19 protein-coding genes are annotated in these 19,109 nt (G+C 68.7%); 10 read left to right on the top strand and 9 right to left on the bottom strand.

Annotated elements, in window-relative coordinates; all coding sequences use genetic code 11:
- Window positions 1-104: 104 nt before the first annotated feature.
- Window positions 105-1,478 (bottom strand): RNA polymerase sigma factor, encoded by a 1,374-nt coding sequence (locus tag ACQHI0_RS18130; RefSeq protein WP_427903062.1) that lies wholly within the window; start codon window positions 1,476-1,478, stop codon window positions 105-107.
- Between the two features lie 246 nt (window positions 1,479-1,724).
- The gene (gene ppgK, locus ACQHI0_RS18125; RefSeq protein WP_427903061.1) at window positions 1,725-2,483 is read right to left on the bottom strand and encodes a polyphosphate--glucose phosphotransferase; all 759 of its coding nucleotides are present in this window, start codon (window positions 2,481-2,483) and stop codon (window positions 1,725-1,727) included.
- Window positions 2,484-2,591: 108 nt separating this feature from the next.
- Between ppgK and ACQHI0_RS18120 the strand changes: the two genes are divergently transcribed.
- The gene (locus ACQHI0_RS18120) at window positions 2,592-3,491 is read left to right on the top strand and encodes an inositol monophosphatase family protein (protein WP_427903060.1); all 900 of its coding nucleotides are present in this window, start codon (window positions 2,592-2,594) and stop codon (window positions 3,489-3,491) included.
- A 118-nt stretch (window positions 3,492-3,609) separates the two neighbouring features.
- On the opposite strand, the gene cei is transcribed toward ACQHI0_RS18120, so the two are convergent.
- Window positions 3,610-4,293 carry an envelope integrity protein Cei gene (cei, locus tag ACQHI0_RS18115; RefSeq protein ID WP_427903059.1) on the bottom strand — a complete coding sequence of 228 codons (684 nt, stop codon included), beginning with the start codon at window positions 4,291-4,293 and terminating at the stop codon, window positions 3,610-3,612.
- A 375-nt stretch (window positions 4,294-4,668) separates the two neighbouring features.
- Between cei and ACQHI0_RS18110 the strand changes: the two genes are divergently transcribed.
- Window positions 4,669-4,971: a DUF4193 domain-containing protein gene (locus tag ACQHI0_RS18110; RefSeq protein WP_056811237.1), complete on the top strand. Its 303-nt coding sequence runs from the start codon at window positions 4,669-4,671 to the stop codon at window positions 4,969-4,971.
- A gap of 76 nt (window positions 4,972-5,047) precedes the next feature.
- Here the strand turns inward: ACQHI0_RS18110 and ACQHI0_RS18105 are convergent, their stop codons facing one another.
- Window positions 5,048-5,584 carry a DUF3093 domain-containing protein gene (locus ACQHI0_RS18105; RefSeq protein ID WP_427903058.1) on the bottom strand — a complete coding sequence of 179 codons (537 nt, stop codon included), beginning with the start codon at window positions 5,582-5,584 and terminating at the stop codon, window positions 5,048-5,050.
- 72 nt (window positions 5,585-5,656) lie between these two features.
- On the opposite strand from ACQHI0_RS18105, the gene dut reads away from it, so the two are divergent.
- Both dut and ACQHI0_RS18095 read left to right on the top strand, forming a co-directional pair.
- Window positions 5,657-6,127: a dUTP diphosphatase gene (gene dut, locus ACQHI0_RS18100; protein ID WP_427903057.1), complete on the top strand. Its 471-nt coding sequence runs from the start codon at window positions 5,657-5,659 to the stop codon at window positions 6,125-6,127.
- 5 nt (window positions 6,128-6,132) lie between these two features.
- Window positions 6,133-7,062, top strand: coding sequence for a DUF3710 domain-containing protein (locus tag ACQHI0_RS18095; RefSeq protein ID WP_427909201.1), 930 nt, complete (start codon window positions 6,133-6,135; stop codon window positions 7,060-7,062).
- Between the two features lie 118 nt (window positions 7,063-7,180).
- On the opposite strand, the gene ACQHI0_RS18090 is transcribed toward ACQHI0_RS18095, so the two are convergent.
- Window positions 7,181-7,945 (bottom strand): alpha/beta fold hydrolase, encoded by a 765-nt coding sequence (locus tag ACQHI0_RS18090; RefSeq protein ID WP_427903056.1) that lies wholly within the window; start codon window positions 7,943-7,945, stop codon window positions 7,181-7,183.
- Between the two features lie 74 nt (window positions 7,946-8,019).
- Between ACQHI0_RS18090 and ACQHI0_RS18085 the strand changes: the two genes are divergently transcribed.
- From ACQHI0_RS18085 to ACQHI0_RS18075, 3 genes are all read left to right on the top strand, one after another.
- Complete coding sequence (locus ACQHI0_RS18085; protein WP_266290985.1) at window positions 8,020-8,427, top strand: OB-fold nucleic acid binding domain-containing protein; 408 nt, start codon at window positions 8,020-8,022, stop codon at window positions 8,425-8,427.
- Between the two features lie 3 nt (window positions 8,428-8,430).
- Window positions 8,431-9,177 carry a DUF3159 domain-containing protein gene (locus tag ACQHI0_RS18080; RefSeq protein WP_427903055.1) on the top strand — a complete coding sequence of 249 codons (747 nt, stop codon included), beginning with the start codon at window positions 8,431-8,433 and terminating at the stop codon, window positions 9,175-9,177.
- Between the two features lie 126 nt (window positions 9,178-9,303).
- Window positions 9,304-9,948, top strand: a complete 645-nt coding sequence (locus tag ACQHI0_RS18075) for a sigma-70 family RNA polymerase sigma factor (protein ID WP_427909200.1) — start codon at window positions 9,304-9,306, stop codon at window positions 9,946-9,948.
- A 4-nt stretch (window positions 9,949-9,952) separates the two neighbouring features.
- On the opposite strand, the gene ACQHI0_RS18070 is transcribed toward ACQHI0_RS18075, so the two are convergent.
- Window positions 9,953-10,624 carry a potassium channel family protein gene (locus ACQHI0_RS18070; RefSeq protein WP_427903054.1) on the bottom strand — a complete coding sequence of 224 codons (672 nt, stop codon included), beginning with the start codon at window positions 10,622-10,624 and terminating at the stop codon, window positions 9,953-9,955.
- A 4-nt stretch (window positions 10,625-10,628) separates the two neighbouring features.
- Window positions 10,629-11,294 carry a potassium channel family protein gene (locus tag ACQHI0_RS18065; protein ID WP_427903053.1) on the bottom strand — a complete coding sequence of 222 codons (666 nt, stop codon included), beginning with the start codon at window positions 11,292-11,294 and terminating at the stop codon, window positions 10,629-10,631.
- Window positions 11,295-11,466: 172 nt separating this feature from the next.
- Between ACQHI0_RS18065 and ACQHI0_RS18060 the strand changes: the two genes are divergently transcribed.
- The 3 genes from ACQHI0_RS18060 (at window position 11,467) to hpnE (ending at window position 16,286) form a co-directional block, all read left to right on the top strand.
- On the top strand, window positions 11,467-13,464 hold the full coding sequence (locus ACQHI0_RS18060; protein WP_427903052.1) for an APC family permease: 1,998 nt from the start codon (window positions 11,467-11,469) through the stop codon (window positions 13,462-13,464).
- 36 nt (window positions 13,465-13,500) lie between these two features.
- A complete protein-coding gene (locus ACQHI0_RS18055) occupies window positions 13,501-14,859 on the top strand; it encodes a class I SAM-dependent RNA methyltransferase (RefSeq protein WP_427903051.1) in 1,359 nt (452 codons plus the stop codon).
- A gap of 62 nt (window positions 14,860-14,921) precedes the next feature.
- On the top strand, window positions 14,922-16,286 hold the full coding sequence (gene hpnE / locus ACQHI0_RS18050) for a hydroxysqualene dehydroxylase HpnE (RefSeq protein WP_427903050.1): 1,365 nt from the start codon (window positions 14,922-14,924) through the stop codon (window positions 16,284-16,286).
- A gap of 15 nt (window positions 16,287-16,301) precedes the next feature.
- Here hpnE and ACQHI0_RS18045 read toward each other — a convergent pair whose 3' ends face one another.
- Together ACQHI0_RS18045 and glsA are read right to left on the bottom strand one after the other, a co-directional pair.
- Window positions 16,302-16,973: an SIMPL domain-containing protein gene (locus tag ACQHI0_RS18045; RefSeq protein ID WP_427903049.1), complete on the bottom strand. Its 672-nt coding sequence runs from the start codon at window positions 16,971-16,973 to the stop codon at window positions 16,302-16,304.
- A gap of 73 nt (window positions 16,974-17,046) precedes the next feature.
- On the bottom strand, window positions 17,047-18,855 hold the full coding sequence (gene glsA / locus ACQHI0_RS18040) for a glutaminase A (RefSeq protein WP_427909199.1): 1,809 nt from the start codon (window positions 18,853-18,855) through the stop codon (window positions 17,047-17,049).
- Window positions 18,856-19,109: the final 254 nt, after the last annotated feature.

Genomic DNA, 19,109 nt, shown 5'->3' with positions numbered 1-19,109 from the left:
GCGTACTGATGGATAAAGCAGACCGCTGGGAATGTAGTTGCCGAAACGACAACGAGGCCCGTACCACCGAATCGGGTGGTACGGGCCTCGTTGTCGAGTAACCGCTAGTCGAGGTAGTCGCGCAGAACCTGCGAACGGCTCGGGTGGCGCAGCTTGCTCATCGTCTTCGACTCGATCTGGCGGATGCGCTCACGCGTGACGCCGTAGACCTGGCCGATCTCGTCGAGGGTGCGCGGCTGACCGTCGGTGAGGCCGAAGCGCAACCGCACCACGCCCGCCTCACGCTCGGACAGCGTCTCCAGCACCGACTGCAGCTGATCCTGCAGCAGGGTGAAGCTCACCGCGTCGACCGCGACGACCGCCTCGGAATCCTCGATGAAGTCACCGAGCTGGCTGTCGCCCTCGTCGCCGATGGTCTGGTCCAGGGAGATGGGCTCACGCGCGTACTGCTGGATCTCCAGCACCTTCTCCGGCGTGATGTCCATTTCCTTGGCGAGCTCCTCCGGCGTGGGCTCGCGGCCCAGGTCCTGGAGCAGCTCGCGCTGGATGCGGCCGAGCTTGTTGATCACTTCGACCATGTGCACCGGGATACGGATGGTGCGGGCCTGGTCGGCCATGGCGCGGGTGATGGCCTGACGGATCCACCACGTGGCGTAGGTCGAGAACTTGTAACCCTTGGTGTAGTCGAACTTCTCGACCGCGCGGATCAGACCCAGGTTGCCTTCCTGGATGAGGTCCAGGAACGCCATGCCGCGGCCGGTGTAGCGCTTGGCCAGCGAGACGACCAGTCGCAGGTTGGCCTCGAGCAGGTGGTTCTTGGCCCGGTTGCCGTCGCGCACGATCCAGTTGAAATCGCGGCGCGTGGTGACCGAGAGCTTCTCGCCCGCCTCGGCGAACTCGCGCATCTTCTCCGCGGCGAACAGGCCGGCCTCGATCCGCTTGGCGAGTTCGACCTCCTCCTCCGCGTTGAGCAGCGCGACCTTGCCGATCTGCTTGAGGTAGGCGCGCACCGAGTCGGCGGAGGCGGTGAGTTCGGCGTCCTTGCGTGCTTGGCGCAGCGCTTCGGACTCCTCCTCGTCCCAGACGAAATCGCCGGATGCCTTGTCCTTCTCGGACGGCTCCGCGGTCTCGGCGACCTCGGCGGTCTCCTCGGCGACGTCTTCGACGACGACTTCCTCGCCGACGAGTTCGTCCTCGGCGACTTCGAGATCACCGAGATCGTCGACCTCGACCGACTCGTCGTCGAGCTGCTCTTCACCGCCCTCGCCCGAGGTCGCCTTCTTCGCGGCGGTCTTCTTGGCCGGAGCCTTCTTGGCGGCAGCCTTCTTCGCCGGCGCCTTCTTGGCTACGGCCTTCTTCGCCGGGGCCTTTTTGGCGGCGGCCTTTTTAGCCGGCGCCTTCTTGGCCGGATTCGCGGCGTCGTCGGCATCGGCGTCGGAGGCCGAGTCGGCGGTCTGACGGGTATTCGTGGCTACCACGTACGCCCTTTCGTGACGGTCTCGTGCGGCGTCACGCCAGAGTGGTTTTCCGGCGGAGCGGTCGGTCGGGTTGCACCGGCGATGCGTCGGCCGGGGGAAGTCGGCGCTCGTTCACCGACCTTCTCGCGACCGGCCGCGGCCGGAAGGTTTCACCGGCTCACCGCCGGACGTGTTCCATTGTAACGATCCAACCAGGGTACTCATGGCACGATGCCACCCAGGCGTTGCGTCACCCGCCGCGCGGGGCTACGGCGCGATGCCCGCATCGATGGCCATCGCCGCGCCGACGATACCCGCGGTGTTCTTCAATACGGCCGGAATCACGGGAGTTCGGTTGGTGAGCAAGGGAATCCACTGTTCGTGATCACGGCTGATCCCGCCACCCGCCACGATCACCTGCGGCCAGAACAGATCCTCCATGTGACGCAACACGCGACTCACCCGCTGTGCCCAATCCGGGTAGGTGAGGTCCTCGTTGTCCTTGACCGAGGCCGCGGCCAGATCCTCGGCGTCGACGCCGTCGATCTTGAGATGGCCGAGCTCGGAGTTGGGTACCAGCACGCCGTTGTAGAGCAGCGCGGAGCCGATGCCGGTGCCGAAGGTGAGCAGCAGCGTCAGCCCGTTGAGGTCGCGCGCGGTGCCGTAGGAGTCCTCGGCAAGGCCCGCGGCGTCGGCGTCGTTGAGCACCGTGACCGACCGCCCGCCGAGCGCCTTCGCGAACAACGCGCGGGCGTCGGTGCCGATCCAGGCCTGGTCGATGTTGGCCGCGGTTCTGGCGTGACCGTCGAGCACCACGCACGGCATCGTGATGCCGACCGGACCCTCCCAGCCTGCCTGTGTCACCAGTTCGGTCACCGCCGCGGCGACGGCGGCGGGCGTTGACGGCTGCGGCGTCGCGATCTTGATGCGGTCGTGGGTGAGCAGACCGGTGGCCAGATCGACCTCGGCGCCCTTCACTCCGCTACCGCCGATATCGATCCCGAATGCGTGCCCCCGAGTGGACATGGTTCAACCCCTTGCTGACGCGGTCGATGTGTCTGACAGACACCACGGAGCAGAGTAGCGGTAGTCACCCCTCGAGCGAGGCGCCACGACATGTGATGCGATGGGTACGTGCCCGAATACACCGAGCCCGAGAACGCAACCGCCCCCATCACATCCGCCGATTACGAGCAATTGCGGCGCCTGGCCGTCGAGCTCGCCGAGGCGGCCGCCGCGCATGTTCGTGCCCGCAGGCCCGAGGTGTTCGCCGCCGACGGACCGCTCGAGGGTGCCGTGGCCACCAAGGGGCACGTCACCGATCCGGTCACCATCGTCGACACCGAATCCGAACAGTTGATCCGTGGGCTGCTCGCCGAGCGCAGGCCCGCCGACGCCATCCTGGGCGAGGAGGGTGGCGGCGATGTCGGCGCCACCACCCCTGGCACCGTCACCTGGGTCGTCGACCCGATCGACGGCACGGTGAATTTCCTCTACGGGCTGCCCGGCTACGCCGTGTCGGTGGGCGCGGTGATCGATGGCAAGCCGGTGGCGGGCGCCGTGGTCGACGTGGCCGCCGCGACCACCTACAGCGCCGCACTGGGCGCTGGTTCCCACGCTGTGCGCCCGGACGGCACCCGCGTGCCACTGCGCTGCAGCAGCGAGGACGCGCTCTCGGTGGCCCTGGTAGCCACCGGTTTCGCCTACGGCAGCGCGCGCCGGGCCCGGCAGGCCGAGCTGCTCACCGAGATCCTTCCGCGGATCCGCGACATCCGCCGCCTCGGCGCCGCCGCCATGGATCTGTGCCACGTCGCCGCGGGCAGGCTGGAGGCGTACTACGAGCACGGCCTCAACGCGTGGGACTGGGCCGCGGGCGCCCTCATCGCCGCCGAAGCGGGCGCGGTCGTCCACGTCCCGCCGGTCACCGTCGGCGGCGCCGCGGGCGAACTGACGGTCGTCGCGGCCCCCGGCATCGCCAAGGACCTCAACGACCTACTCGACCGCGTCGGCGCGCCGACAGCCTTGCCGGACTGAGATTCCAGGTTTCGGCCGCCTTGATCTGGACTGACCAGAGGGTGCGACGAAGGAGTGCCCGCCGGGAGGGAAGATCAAGGGAACAGGCCGAAAACCCGCGGCGCCGGCCGCCGATAGCTCAGCACTTCACTTCGCGCGCGGCGTCGAGGAGTTCCGGGTCGATCGAGGACGAGCTGGCGCCGGGGGCCAGGTTCTTCAGCGACCGGAGCACCGCCTCGGCGTCGGCGCCGGGGCGAAGGGATTCGCCGAACGCTTGCCCGAGGACCAGGTCGACGGTGTCGTCGGTGCGCGGATCCTCGATCAGCTCGGCGCACGGCGCGACCAGCTGGACCGAGGCGGCGGCCGGCCGGCCGTTCACGCCGAAGCGGATCTGCCCGGTGCAGGTGAGGTCGCCGCTGACATAGACCGGATCGTTACCGACCTGTGTCCCCGGCGCGCCGGCGAAGCCGAGGTCGGCCAGTGCCGAGGCGATGTTGCCCGCCTGTCCGCTCTTGCCGTTGGCGTTGAACACCCGCACCTTGGACTCCGACAGGGCCGCCGGGTCGACCTCTTCGAGCCGCGTCGGACCCACCCGGGTGCCCAGCGCCGCGGGTTGCGCCGCGTTGGTGGCCGTCGGCGTGCTCGGCGCGTTGCACGCCATCGGTTCGTTGCTGTCGTCACGGGTTCGGAACGCCGTGATCCAGACGAACAGGCTCACCAGAGCCAGCACGAGGACGAGCGCGAGCCAGAGCTCGGGCCGCCGCCGCGGAAAGGGTTTGCCGTCGCGATCAGTCGCGCTGCCTTCGGTGATCAGTGAAACCACGCGCTCACTCTACGAGTCTCGCGGCCGTGCGCGAGTCGGGGAGGTCTCGGCGAGTTTCCCAGCAGGTGACGATTCGCCGTCGGTTTCGGCACGGCGCGGGTTTGATTGCGACTTTCTCCCGTTCGTCCGCTATTGTCTGGCCGCCCAGATCGAATATTTACCGGTGAAACGGTGGTCGGTCGCGGGAACAACAAGGGCATGTCCTGCGTTTACCGAACGCTGTCGGAGTTGATCGCCAGACGATCGAACCTGATAGACGACCGGTGCACGTGTGAGGTGCACCACCGGCGGGGCGGTACGAACGCCGGACCCCTGCGGGGTTACGGCAATCGACTGATCCGGGATATACGGAGTAAGGACTGAGGGGAAGACGACATGGCAACCGACTATGACGCACCGCGGCGCACCGAATCCGACGAGGTGTCGGAGGATTCGCTCGAGGAGCTGAAGGCCCGCCGCAACGAGGCGCAGTCCGCCGTCGTGGACATCGACGAATCCGATACAGCGGAATCGTTCGAGCTTCCCGGCGCGGACCTGTCCGACGAGGTACTCAGCGTTCGGGTGGTCCCGAAGCAGGCGGACGAGTTCACCTGCTCGAGCTGTTTCCTCGTGCATCATCGCAGCCGACTGGCCACCGAAAAGGGTGGACAGCTCATCTGCATGGACTGCGCGCTCTAGAAGCAGGGCAGTGCGCAGCGCCCTGTAGCAGCGGGGACTGCGCGAACTGATCCGGGAAGGGATCAGCGAGGAAGGGTCAGCCCGCGCTCGGGAGTCCGAGCGCGGCCAAGACCCGGTCCGGCCTACGCGTACTGACCAACCAGTACGGCGTCGGGTCGTCCGGGTCGTCCAGAACCAGCAATGCCATCGGGCGGATCCAGGCCCGGTGCTGCACATAGGCGGCGGGGTCGAGTTGTCGGCCCAGCGCCGCACTCTTGGCCGTCGGCGCGACGGCCGCGGCGCGCGCGACGAAGCTCACCGGCAGGTGGGCGCGGTCGACGCGCAGTTCCGCCGTACCGTCGTCGGCCACCGTGACATCCAGGCGATGCCTGCTCATCCACAACAGAATCCAGACCGGGACCGGCGCCAGCAACACATACGGCAGCCAGGCCCGCAACCCCGGCGCGCCCATGTGGATCTCGGCCGCCAGTAGTCCCGCGATCGCGAAGCCGACCGGCCACCACCACAGCGGCACCCAGAGCCGTTCGGAGTAGGGCGACGGACCCTGCGCGCTCGGCGCGCGATGGTCGGTGTCTGCGGTATCGGTCGTCGAGGAATGGGGCTGGTCGGGCACCCCTCAACACTAGGTCACCGCGCCAGGGTCGCGACGAGAAGGTCCGGGGTCGAGCGCGTAGTCTCGACCGATGTGAACGCACTTGCACCGATTCCGCTGCGGCGGCTCGATCCCGGCCTCCCTGTGCCGACGCGTGCCCATCCGGGTGACGCGGGCGTCGACCTCTGTACCACCGAGGATGTGATCATCGAACCGGGCGAGCGGGTGCTGGTCGGCACCGGGATCGCGATCGCGCTGCCGATGGGCACGGTCGGCTTGATCCACCCCCGGTCCGGCTTGGCCGCGAAGGCCGGCCTGTCGGTGGTCAACACGCCGGGCACGGTCGACGCGGGCTACCGCGGTGAGATCAAGGTGTGCCTGATCAACCACGACCCGCGCACCGCCATCGAGTTGCGTCGCGGTGACCGCATCGCGCAGTTGCTGGTGCAGCGGGTCGAGTTGGTCGATTTCGCCGAGGTCGACGATCTCGACGACACCGCCCGCGGCACCGGCGGGTACGGGTCGAGCGGCGGGCATGCCAGCCTGGCCGGCAAGGAGGCGTGATGGGTCTGTTCGGTAAGAAGAAGCGCGCGCGTGACGACGACGCCGACTACGTCGAATACGACGAGGTGGCCTACGACGAGGCGGACTACGACCTGGACGCCGACTCCGACGAGTACGACACCGACGAGTTCGTGCGCCCCGACTTCGCCCGCCTCGATTTCGACGACGCCCCGACCGACGAGCGCATCTACGGGAACTTCGACCACGCACCGGATGCCCTCGCCGGTCCGTACGACATCAGCGAGGTGTCCGACGAGATGATCGCGCGGCGCCTCGATCTGGGATCGGTGGTGATCCCGGTGCCGGAGGGTGGGCAGTTGCAGGTGGAAATGAGCCCGGACGGCACGCCGCAGGCGGTGCACCTGGCCATCCAGTTCGCCGCGTCGCCGGGCGTCGCGCCCGTGCAGGGCAGGCTCACCGTGGCCGCGTACGCGGCACCGAAGTCGGCCGGGCAGTGGCGCACGGTCGCCGCCGATCTGGCCGAATCGCTGCGCGGCGACGGTGCGCGGGTCGCCGTGGAGAAGGGTCCCTGGGGTCGCGAGGTCAAGGCGCTCACCGACGGCGCCGATCTGCGTTTCATCGGTGTCGACGGTCCGCGCTGGATGATCCGGCTGGTCGCCGCAGGCCCGTCGGGGGCGGTGGACGAGCGCAGCCCGCTGATCACCGCGGCCCGCGCGGTGCTGGCCGACGCCGTGGTTCGCCGCGGCACCGACCCGCTCCCGGTGCGTGACCCGCTCCCGGTGGTCCTGCCCCAAGAGCTGGCCGAACAGCTGGCCGCCGCCCACCAGCAGCAGGTCCAGGCCCATCAGGACGCGCTTGAGGCCCAAGCGGCCGCGGCCGCCGCCCCGCCTCCGTCGGCCCTCCCACCGAAACTGCCGGACGAGCCACGCCGCGGCGCCGACGGTTCGGCAATGCAGCAACTGGGCCTCAACTGAAACTAGGCCTGAACTGAACGGTCCCGCCTCTCCGCGACTTTGCCGGTCGTGGGGAGGCGGGTTCAGTTGGTGACCGGGCCTGCGGTCGGGGTGGTTCTGGTGTCGGTTGCCCGGCGAGTTACCCGTGTACTCGCGAGATCAGTTGTCCTGCAGGGTTTTCCGTTGCCGGTGCGGTCGTCGCTAGCAACGCGCTCAACTCTGTGAAACCGGCGTGTCCGAGTATCGCCGGGTCGGCGCCCAGCTCGGCGAGCGTTACCCGGTGTAGTCGGGCCGACGGCAATGTTGCCGCCCATTCCTCCGCGACAGCGATCGGGTGCACCGGGTCGTCACTCGCGCCGACCACCGCGACCGGCACTTCGTTGCCGGCCAATTCCTCCGGCGACGGCCACGCGTAGGCGGCGGCCTCGTCCAGCGCCGCGGGCAGGTGTGGCCACTGGCCGCGCCACGACTGGGTGAGCGCGTCGGCGAGCCACCGCGGACTCGATGCCCGCATCCGCTCGATCACCGCGTCCAGCCCGTCGGCACGCAGTTGCCCGGCGGTAACCGAGGCGCTCAATGCCGCTGGGCAGGTGGCGGTTTCGGCGCCCGTCCAGGCGGGTAATGCTGTAACGACACCGACAACCGCGGTGCGGTGCTCGGCTGCCCAGTCGAGTGCGATCGCGGCGCCGAGGGAGATGCCCGCGGCCAGGACCGGACCGCGTGCCGCGGCAGCGTCCAAAGCCGCGATACAGCTCCCGATCACGGCCTGCGGGTCCGGTTCGACAGCGTGGAACGTGAGTCCGCGCGCGTGGGCGGCAGGCCCGAACGCGCGGGCCGCGAAATCGGCGTCGGAGCCGGTTCCCGGCAGGGCGACCACGGTGACCTGGGGTGGGGTGCGCAACACCGACCGAGCGTAGCGGCCGGGCGTTTGCCCATCTACAGTGGCGGTGTACGGCCAACTAGCGGGAGAAGCGTGCCATGTCGTCATCCACGGGCGGACACAAGTCGGGATCGGGCCCGGATTCAGGATATTTTCGACGACTCGGCCGCCGCCTCACCGCCGATATCGACCAGCTCGACGCCGAGGAATTGGCGGAGACGGCCGATGCCTCCGGTGCCCGGCGGGCCAAGGATTGCTGTCGCGGTGAGGAGGCGACCATTCTGGGCAGGCTCCGCAGTGTCGAGGCGTGTCCGAAGGCGGCCGGTGCCAGCGTGCAGGCCGAGTTCTTCGACGGCACCGACGCCATCACCCTGGTGTGGATCGGGCGCAGGCGCATTCCCGGTATCGAACCGGGCAGGCGCATCCTGGTCCGTGGCCGCGTGGGTGACCGCGACGGCCGCAAGGTGATCTTCAACCCCTACTACGAATTGCGCGGGAACAGCTGACGTATGCCCTCCAGCGACGAGTACCGCACTGCCGCGGACCCCGAAGCCACCGTGGCGTTGCCCGTGGTCACCGATGAGACGGTGGACCCGGAAGTCGACGCCGAGGTCGGCAAGGCCGAACAGACCTTGCTCGAGCAGCTCGGCGGCTTCAGCGGCCTGATCTACTCCACCCTGCCCGTGTTGGTGTTCGTTCCGGTGAACTCCTTCACCAATCTCACCGTAGCCATCTGGGCCGCCCTCGGTGTCGCCGCCGCCATCCTGATCTGGCGACTCGTGCAGCGCAGCCCGATTCAGCCCGCGATCTCCGGCTTCCTCGGCGTCGGCCTGTGCGCGCTCATCGCCCAGCGGGTGGGGGAGGCCAAAGGCTTCTTCCTGTTCGGCATCTACACCAGCCTGGTGTACGCGGGCGTGTTCGCGCTGTCGATCCTGTTGCGCCGCCCACTCGTCGGGGTGATCTGGGGCGCGCTCAACGGCCACGGTCACCGCTGGCGTACCGACAAGCGCATCCGCAAGCTCTACGACCTGGCCACCGTGGTGTGGGTGGTCGTCTTCGGCGCCCGCTACCTGGTGCAGTCGCAGCTCTACGACACCGACCACACCACCTGGCTGGCCGTGGCCCGCATCGGCATGGGCTGGCCGCTCACCGCGGTCGCCCTTGTGGTCACCGTGTGGGCGGTCCGCAAGGCCGGGCACCTGCCCGCCGAAAAGACCGACAAGTCCGGTGCCGGAACGGAATCCGTGCCCGCGTAAGGGTGGGTAGCGCGCCGCCGGAGGTGGGGAAGTACCCACCCTGGGGTGTCTGGTCGCGGCCGCTCGTTCGTCGCACGATCAATGCGTAGGAAATACGCGAAGATCGTGAAAGGGACGGCGACCATGATGGCAACCGAGCACCGAGACGAGCGACCGGCCGCCGCACCCCGACGCGACACCGCCAAGACCCCGGCGCCCGTGCTGTCGGAGAGCAAGCGCATCGGCGCCGAACTCGACGCGCTGGTCGGCCCGGCCGCCCGCGGTGATCGCGACGCCGTCGCCGAGATCCTGCGCCTGGTGCACCCGCTGGTCCGCCGGTACTGCGCGGCCCGCATGGGCGCCACCGGCCACCTCACCGTCACCGCCGACGACGTCACCCAGGAAGTGCTGATCGCCATCGTGAACGCGATCCCGCGCTACCGCGATCAGGGCAAGTCGTTCCTGGCGTTCGTCTACGGCATCGCCGCCAACAAGGTCTCCGACGCGTTCCGCCGCGGCAAGCACACCGCGTACCCGACGGCCGAGGTGCCCGACACCGCGAGCACGTCGGCGGGCCCGGAGGAATGGGCGCTGGCCTTCGAACGCCGCGCCGCCACCCTCGAATTGATGAAGGTCCTCGCCCCGAATCACCGTGAGGTGCTGATGATGCGGATCGTGCTCGGCTGGAGCGCGGCGCAGACCGCCGAGGCCATCGGCACCAGCCCCGGAGTGGTCCGGGTGATGCAGCACCGCGCGCTCAACAAGCTGCGCGCGGAACTGAAAGTGGCGTAAGGACTCAGGGCTTCACGCCGTGGGTGGCCAGGGTGAGCCGCAGGTCCTCTTCGGCCTCCACCGAGGTGACGAACAGCAGTTCGTCCTCACCCTCGAACGGATCGTCGGGCTGCGGCACGATCACCCGGCCGCCGCGCAGGATCGTCACCAGCGCGGTATCGCGCGGCATCTTCAACGTTCGCACCGGTTTGCCCGCCAGCTGGGTGTCGGCGGGCAGGGTGATCTCGACCAGGTTGGCCTGCCCCTGCCGCAGCGTCATCAGCCGCACCAGATCGCCGACCGACACGGCCTCCTCGACGAGCGAGGCGAGCAGGCGCGGCGTCGACACGGCGACATCGACGCCCCACGCCTCGTTGAACAGCCATTCGTTGCGCGGATCATTCACCCGCGCCACCACCCGGCGTACGCCGAACTCGGTCTTGGCGAGCAGCGCGTGCACCAGATTCGCCTTGTCGTCGCCGGTGGCGGCGATCACCACCTCGTAGGTCTCGAGATCGGCGTTCTCCAGCAGCGACAGCTCGCAGGCGTCGGCGTGCACCCAGACGGCGTCGGGGATGGCGGCCGGGTCGATGTGATCGAGCTGGCGTTCGAGCAGCATCACCCGGTGTCCGCCGCGCAGTAGTTCCCTGGCGATCGAGCGCCCGACCGCACCCGCGCCGGCGATGGCGACCTTCATGTGTTCAGTCCTCGCTCAGTGGGGCCTTGGCGGCCAAGGCGATCGCCTCGCCGACCGTGCCGGACGTGGCCGCGACGTAGACGACGTCGTCGGCCTGGACGATCGTCTTGGAATCGGGGAGCAGGCCCTGGCCGAAGCGCAGGATGAACGCGACGCGCACCTGCAGATCGCGTTCCAGGTCGCGCACCGTACGGCCGGACCAGTCCTCGTGCAGGGTCAGCTGGGTCACCGCGACCGCGCCGGTGGGGTCGCGCCAGGTGGTGGTCGAGTTGTCGCCGATCAGGGTGCGCAGGAACCGGTCGGTGGTCCACGGGACGGTCGCGATAGTCGGGATGCCGAGCCGTTCGTACACCTCGGCGCGCTTGGCGTCGTAGATGCGAGCGACGACACGTTCGACGCCGAACATCTCCCTGGCCACCCGGGCCGAGATGATGTTGGAGTTGTCACCGGAACTCACCGCGGCGAACGCGTCGGCGCGTTCGATCCCGGCGCGGGTCAGCACATCACGGTCGAACCCGACGCCGATCACCTCCTGCCCGGTGAACCCCTCGCCGAGGCGGCGGAACGCGCTGGGATCGCGGTCGATGACCGTGACCTCGTGACCCACCCGGGTCAGCGCACGCGCCAGCGACGAGCCGACTCGCCCGCACCCCATGATCACTACGTACACCGTGCACCCTCGTTCCTGGCCTACCCGTGGCGTCCGGCAAGGACCGTACCCGCCGGATGCTCCCATCGCCCATTTTCCCCGCGCCGACGCGGGACAAACAATCTGCGACATCGCCGTGACGCCCGTGAGCGTGCGTGCGAAGGTACTGGTGAACTCCTCTATGCTCAGCCCGGTGTCCAAGTTGACGACAGCAGCCAAACGTCTGCTGCTGGGCAGGCCGTTCCGTAGCGATACGCTCGGCCACACGCTGCTGCCCAAGCGTATCGCTCTACCCGTGTTCGCCTCCGATGCGATGTCATCGGTCGCCTACGCGCCGGAGGAAATCTTCCTGGTGCTGTCGGCCGCGGGCATCTCCGCCTATGTATACGCGCCTTGGGTCGGCTTGGCTGTCGCGTTCGTGATGGCGGTGGTCGTCGCCAGCTACCGGCAGAACGTGCACGCGTACCCGTCCGGTGGCGGTGATTACGAGGTAGCGACGAAGAACCTCGGCCCCAACGCGGGATTGACGGTCGGCAGCGCGCTGCTGGTCGACTATGTGCTCACCGTGGCGGTCTCGATCTCCTCGGCGGCGTCGAACATCGGTTCGGCCATACCGTTCGTCGCTACGCACAAGGTGTTGTTCGCGGTGGTCGCGATCGTGATCCTGACCGCGATCAACCTGCGCGGCGTGCGTGAATCCGGTACCGCCTTCGCGATTCCGACCTACGCGTTCATCGTCGGAATGGGCGCGATGCTGGTCTGGGGGCTGTTCCGCACCTATGTGCTCGGTGACGACATCCAGGCCGAGTCCGCCGGTTTCGGGCTCAATGCCGAGGACGAGCACCTCTACGGCCTGGCCTTCGCCTTCCTGATCGCGCGCGCCTTCTCCTCCGGCTGTGCGGCGCTCACCGGTGTCGAGGCCATCAGCAACGGTGTGCCCGCGTTCCGTAAACCCAAGTCGCGCAATGCCGCGACCACCCTGCTGCTGCTGGGTTCGATCGCGATCGTGCTGCTGATGGGCATCATCATCCTGGCCCAGAAGATCCGTGTCGTGTACGCCCACGACCCCGCGAACCTGGTCGGCGCGCCCGCCGACTACCACCAGAAGACGCTGATCGCGCAGATCGCCGAAGCGGTGTTCCATGGCTTCCCGATCGGCTTCTTCTTCGTCACCATCGTCACCGCGCTGATCCTCGTGCTGGCCGCCAATACCGCGTTCAACGGTTTCCCCGTACTCGGTTCGATCCTGGCGCAGGACCGCTACCTGCCCCGCCAGCTGCACACCCGCGGCGACCGGTTGGCCTTCTCCAACGGCATCCTGTTCCTGTCGGGCGCGGCGATCGCGTTCGTGGTGATCTTCGACGCCGAGGTGTCCAAGCTCATCCAGCTCTACATCGTCGGTGTGTTCGTGTCGTTCGTGCTGAGCCAGACCGGCATGCTGCGGCACTGGACGCGCCTGTTGCGCACCGAGACCGACCCGGCACAGCGCAGGCAGATGAAACGGTCGCGGGCGATCAACGCGGTCGGTCTCGCCGCGACCGGCACCGTGCTCGTGATCGTGCTGGTCACCAAGTTCTTCGCCGGTGCCTGGATCGCGATCATGGTGATGGTGGCGATCTTCGTCGTGATGAAGATGATCCACCGGCACTACGACTCGGTCTCGCGCGAACTCGACGAATCCGACTGGGACGGGGTGCTGCCCAGTCGCACCCACTCCCTGGTGCTGGTCTCCAAACTGCACCTGCCGACCCGTCGCGCGCTGGCCTACGCCCGCGCGACCCGCCCGGACACCCTCGAAGCGGTGACGGTCAACGTCGACGACGCCGACACCCGCAAGCTGGTGCGCGAGTGGGAGAACAGCGAGATCAACGTCCCGCTGAAGGTGATCGAATCGCCCTACCGCGAGATCACCAAGCCCGTGCTCGAATACGTCAAGCGGGTGCGCAAGAACGCACCGCGCGACGTGGTCACCGTGTTCATCCCCGAATACGTGGTCGGACACTGGTGGGAGCAGGTGCTGCACAACCAGTCCGCGCTGCGGTTGAAGGGCAGGCTGTTGTTCGAGCCGGGTGTGATGGTGACGAGCGTGCCGTGGCAGCTCAGCTCCTCCACCAGGGCCAAGCAGGCGGTCGAAGGGAACGCGCCGGGTTCGGTGCGCCGAGGTTTCGAACGACCAGGCACTCGCGAATGAGCGGGGCGCCGGTCGAGGGTGAGAGTGGGTGTGACCGTGAGTGATTGGAGCGGACAGGAATTCGAGGTGCGGCTCGGGGCGCCGGGGCACGGTGGTTTCATCGTCGGGCGCCACGAGGGCCGGGTCGTGTTCGTGCGGCACGGGCTGCCCGGTGAGCTGGTGCGGGCGCGGGTGACCGAGGACCGTGGTGGGTCGTTCTGCCGGGCAGATGCCGTCGAGATCATCGAGGCGTCACCGGATCGGGTGCCCGCGACGTGTCCGGTGTCGGGGCCGGGTGGGGCGGGCTGCTGTGATTTCTCCTTCGCCGCACCCGAGGCGCAGCGCGCGCTCAAGGCCACGGTGGTGTCGGAGCAGTTGCGGCGATTGGCCAAGATCGAGCCGGAGGTGACGGTCGAACCGATCGCCGGGGATTCCGGCGAGGTCACCGGCGGGTGGCGCACGCGGGTGCGGTTGGTCGTCGACGCGGCGGGACGGGCGGGGGTGCACCGTCACCGCAGTACCGAGGTGATCACGGATCTGCGGTGTCCGCAGCCTGTCGCCGGGGCTCTCGACGGTGTCGCGGATCGGTTGTGGACGCCGGGCGCGGATCTCGTTGTCGCGGTGGACGGCGACGGCGTGCGCCATATCGTCGAATTGGCCGAGACGCCTGCCGCCGGACCGTCCGGACGCCCCGAGACGCCGCGTGGGGCCAGTCGCGGTCGTGGGCAGCGCCCGGGTCGTCGTCGTGAGTCGGCGCCGCCCGTGGGGGATGAGCGTGGGGCGATTCGGGACCGGGCGGCTTCGCGGAAGTCGGCGATGAACGCGCCTCGGGAGGAGTGCGTGGTCGAGGGCTCCGGACGGGTCGTCGAGTATGTGGCGGGGCGTCGGTGGGAACTGTCGGCGACGGGGTTCTGGCAGGCGCATCATGGTGCGGCGCAATGCTATTCGGATCTGATCGCGGAGTGGTCGGGCCTGGCTCCCGGTGGTTCCGGCTGGGATCTCTACGCCGGTGTCGGCGTGTTCGCGGCGCGGATGGCTGAGCAGACGGGTCAGACCGGGGCGGTGACCGGTGTCGAATCCGCTCGCTCGGCGGTTGCCGACGGCGTGGCGGTCCTGGGCGACCTGCCCTGGTTGGATCTGCGGGCCGACCGCGTCGAGCGCTGGGCTCGCAGTGCTTCCGGCACACCGGATGTCGTTGTCCTCGACCCGCCGCGTGCGGGAGCGGGCAAGGACGTCGTCGCCGCGGTGACCGACGCGGATCCTCGCCGGATCGTTCACATCGGTTGCGATCCAGCGGCTTTCGGCCGTGACCTGGGGTTGTATCTGGACGCGGGATATCACCTGGCGGAGTTGCGGGCGTTCGACGCGTTCCCGGGCACGCATCATGTCGAGTGCGTGGCGCTGCTCGACCGCTGAGTGTTCGGTAGTCCCGGACGATTTCGGCGATAGAAAGAGAGAATTCGCGCTACATTGCCTCAATGGTGGATGTGAACGACTCGCGCCGTTTCGTTGTCATCGGGGGTGGGCTGGCCGGGCTGGCTGCCGCCGTGTGGCTGGCGGAGGCCGGTAAACAGGTGACTCTGCTGGAGCGGCGCGGTCGGCTCGGCGGTCGCACCCAGGCGATGCGGGTTGCCGAGGTGGACGACCTGCCCGACAACGGCCAGCACGTGGTGGCCAGCGGGTACCGCAGTCTGTGGCGGTATCTGGATAGCGTGGGTACCCGGCAGCACGTGGAGTTTCCGGGCGCCGGGAGTCTGCGCTGGCCGGGTGGTCGCGCGGTCATGTTGCACACCAAGGGTTTCGGCGCCCTGCGCACACTGATGGGTGCCCATCCCGACGCGGGACCACTGGAGCGGCTACGCGCGCTGCGTTCCTCGCTGATGCTGGTCCGGCAGGCACTGTGGCAGCCGGACTACCTCGCCGACATCACCACCGACGAGTGGTTCCGGCGCCTGGCGATGCCGGCGAAAGCTCGGGAGGCCCTGTGGGATTGGCTCGCACTCGGCATCGCCGCCGAGCCGGTGGACAAGGAGTCGGCGAAGGTGTTCGCCGACGTGCTGGCCACCGGGGTCCGGATCGGGCTGCGGGACCGGACGGGCGTGACCATCGGTTATCCCACCGTGGACCTGGACACGCTCTACATCACCGGCGCGGAGCGGGTCTTCGAGCGCCACGGGGTCGACGTGCGCTATCGGGCGGTGGCCCGCAAGATCGTGATCGTCGACGGTAAGGCGACCGGGGTGCAGCTGGCGGACGGCTCGGTGGTCGAGGCCGACGCGGTGATCTGCGCCGTGCCGAACTCCGCTGTCGGCGGGCTCCTCGACGACCTGCCCGAACACGCCGAAATCTACGCTGCCGCGGACAAACTCGGCTTCACTCCGATCGTGAGCACGAACCTGTATCTCGACCGGCCGCTGAAGACCAAGTCGGCCATGGAGGCGCTGATCGGCGGCGGCGGTGTGATCGATCAGGTCTTCGACCGGCAGCGCATGCACCAGCGCACGCCCGACGGTACCTGGCTGTACTGCCTGACCACCAGTGGCGCGTACGAGCAGATCCACAAGAGCAACAGCGAGATCGTCGCCGAGCAGATGGATCTCATCCGCCGCTACTACCCGGAAGCCGCCGATGCTCAGGTCGTGACCGGCCATGTGGTGAAGATGCCGAAGGCGACCTTCTCCCAGGTTCTCGGCACCGACAACCTGCGCCCCGGCCAGCGCACCTCGGTCCCGAACCTGATGCTGGCAGGCGACTGGACCCGCACCGACTGGTGCGCGACGATGGAAAGCGCCGTCCAGAGCGCCGAGCGTGCCGTCGAAGCGCTTCTCGCGCAGCCCGGATAGCCCCGGCCGGCGGCGTCAGTCGAGGGCCCAGGTCACGCGGACGCTCGCGCCGACCTCGGTTTCGCCGGGGACCATGGGCACAGGGGAGCTGGCGCGGGCCATCAGCATCGGGGACGAGTCCATCTCGGCGCTGATGTCGTAGGCGCGCGAGGTCGGGGGAGAGGTGTCCTCGGTGATCTGGAGGACAGCGCCCAGGGTGACACCGGCGCGGGCCGCGTACTGCTCGGCTTTCGCTTTCGCGTCGTCGAAGGCCGCGTCGCGGGCCTGTTCGAGGAGCGGGGCCGGGTCGGCGATGCCTCGGGTCAGGCCACCGAGGCGTACATCGTCGCCGCCCGCGTTCACCGCGGCCGCGACGGTTTCGGCGGGGTCGGTGCCGGTACCCTCGCGCAGCGACACGCTGAGCCCGGTGGACGCCAGGTATCCGGCGATCTCGTTGCGGCCGTTGTCGGTGTACACGGTCTCGGTGCGCACGCTCAACCCGCTGGTCGCCATGTCCGCGTCACTGACCCCGGCCGCCCGCAGCGCCGCGACGACCGCGCTCACCCGGCCGCCCGCACGTCCGTAGGCGGCCACGACGGTGTCGGCCCGCGATTCCACCGACAAGGTCAACCGGATCAGATCGGGGACCGCGCGTACCACTCCGCGCCCGAAGGTGGTGGTGCTCGCCTGCCAGGACTTCTTGCTCACCGCGGTACTCCTGTCGGTCGAAGGCTGCTGTGCTGCTCAACGTCTCGCATCCTGGCCGAGTTCCGTCGCGCGGTCAGTAGTTCTCCGAGTTCGCGGATATGGTTCGTACAGCGGAGTCCATTTGCGCGTACGCCCCGGCGGCGAGTCGTTGCAGCAGCGCGAGTTTCAATCGCGGGTGCTGCTCGGCGAGCTCGTCGAACACGGTGGGGCTCATCACCGCCACCCGCACCCCGGTCTCGGCGACGACATCGTTGACGAACTTCTCCCCGATCAACATCGGGATCTCGCCGAACGACATCCCCGATGACAATGTCACCAACCGATGCACCCGCCCGTCGGTCCCGGGGAACGTCATCCGCACCCGTCCGTCGAGTATCAGGTACAGCCCGGATCGTGGCTCACCGCGCTCGGCGATCACCTCGCCCCTGGCGAAGGTCCTGGCGACGAAATCCGCGCACAGCCGGTTCCGGTCGGCCTCCTCCAGCCCGACCAGCAGCGGATGGTCGTCGAGCGCAATGGACGTGCGCGCGGACGTTCCCGGCGGCCGGTGCCGGTCGAGCACGATGTCCTCGCACCATTCGGTGGCCGTGTCCCGGTCGATGAACACCCGCCCGCGCGGATCGTCGGGATCCAGGCTCGACACCTCGTGCCCGAGCGTGGCGTCGGGATCGACCAGCGCCACCCGGCTGCCCCGGCGCACCAGCTCGGCCTGCAACTGGTCGAGCATGCCGCGCGCTACCTGACTCACCTCACCCACCCGGCGCAGGTCGATCACCAGCGCGTCGAGTTCGTCGGCCTTGCCCTCGATCGCCCGCACCGCCCGCTCGGCACCGGCGAACAACAGGTCGCCGTGCAGTTCGTAGACCCGCGCGCGATCGCCGTGTGAGGCCAACACCGCGGCGTCGGAGGGCGTGCGGCGCAATCGTGACGGCAGCTGCGCGACCGTGTAGTCGGCCCGGATCGCCGTGCGCGCCGATCGGGTCACGTGACAGAAGTGCAGTTCGAGCCGCTTCGACAGCTCCCGGCACGCGGCGACCCCGCGCACACTGTTGCCCTGACCGTCGAGTCGCGGCGAGTACACCGAGATCCCGAGCTGACCCGGCAGCACCGCGATGATCCCGCCGCCGACCCCGCTCTTGGCGGGCAGCCCGACCGTGGTCACCCAGTCGCCCGCCGCGTTGTACATGCCGCAGGTGGTCATCACGCTGAGCACCCGCTCGGTCAGCGAGGTCGACAGCGCCCGTTCCCGCGTCCGCGGATTGACCCCGTTGTCGGCCAGCGTGGCCGCCATCACGGCCAGGTCGGCGCAGGTGACCTCGAGCGAGCACTGCCGGAAGTACCGATCGACCACGTCGTCGGGTTCGACGTCGAGGATGCCGACCGAGCGCAGCATGTACCCGATGGCGCGATTGCGATACCCGGTGCGCGCCTCGGATTCGTAGACCGCCTGGTTCATCGTCAACTCGCGCCCGGCGAAGCGGGAGTAGCAGCGACGCACCCGCTCGAACTTGTCCGCGCTGTCGCGGCCGTTCACCAGTGAGGCCGCGGTGATCGCCCCGGAGTTGATCATCGGATTGCTCGGGCGCTGGGTGTCGGGTTCGAGGCTGATCTCGTTGAACGGCTCGCCCGAGGGCTCCACATCGATGTGCGCGGCCACCCCGTCGAGCCCGCGATCGGCCAGCGCGAGCGCGTAGGTGAACGGCTTGGAGATCGACTGGATGGTGAACCCGATCTCGGTGTCGCCTACCTGGTAGACCAGCCCGTCGGCGGTCGCCAGGCACAGCCCGAACGAGTCCGGCGCGACGGCGGCCAGTTCGGGAATGTAGTCGGCGGGTGCGCCGGAGGTGTCGTCGCGACAGACCGCGTACACCTCGTCGAGCATCCCCGCCACCACACCGGGGTCGATCGTGCGCGTCGCGCCGTGCGGTCGGGTCACAGCGTCACTGTAGGTCGGTAAGCAGGCGGGCCGGTCCGCCGACGCGCGGGAGATTGTCCTCACAGCAGGCGACGCAGTGAGGTAAGCCTTGGTCGAAGTGGTTTTCCGCTCGCGCGTCCTGTTCAGCGGGCATGCGGCGGTATCGTCGTCGCGAACGTGAACCTCGCCGGGCCCACGCTGGGAAGGGCCCGCGAGCCGGT

Origin of the sequence: Nocardia sp. FBN12 (assembly GCF_050320175.1) — a bacterium.
Taxonomy (GTDB): domain Bacteria; phylum Actinomycetota; class Actinomycetes; order Mycobacteriales; family Mycobacteriaceae; genus Nocardia.
Note: the sequence above shows the minus strand (reverse complement) of the source record. Positions and strands in the feature narration are given on the sequence as shown.

Bases quoted from the DNA above. Each gene is read 5' to 3' on its own strand.
- ACQHI0_RS18080 (WP_427903055.1), top strand. From the start codon at position 8,431: ATGCCCTCCAGCGACGAGTACCGCACTGCCGCGGACCCCGAAGCCACC.
- glsA (WP_427909199.1), bottom strand. From the start codon at position 18,855: ATGCTCGACGAGGTGTACGCGGTCTGTCGCGACGACACCTCCGGCGCA.
- ACQHI0_RS18085 (WP_266290985.1), top strand. From the start codon at position 8,020: ATGTCGTCATCCACGGGCGGACACAAGTCGGGATCGGGCCCGGATTCA.
- ACQHI0_RS18070 (WP_427903054.1), bottom strand. From the start codon at position 10,624: ATGAAGGTCGCCATCGCCGGCGCGGGTGCGGTCGGGCGCTCGATCGCC.
- ppgK (WP_427903061.1), bottom strand. From the start codon at position 2,483: ATGTCCACTCGGGGGCACGCATTCGGGATCGATATCGGCGGTAGCGGA.
- ACQHI0_RS18110 (WP_056811237.1), top strand. From the start codon at position 4,669: ATGGCAACCGACTATGACGCACCGCGGCGCACCGAATCCGACGAGGTG.
- hpnE (WP_427903050.1), top strand. From the start codon at position 14,922: ATGGTGGATGTGAACGACTCGCGCCGTTTCGTTGTCATCGGGGGTGGG.
- ACQHI0_RS18075 (WP_427909200.1), top strand. From the start codon at position 9,304: ATGGCAACCGAGCACCGAGACGAGCGACCGGCCGCCGCACCCCGACGC.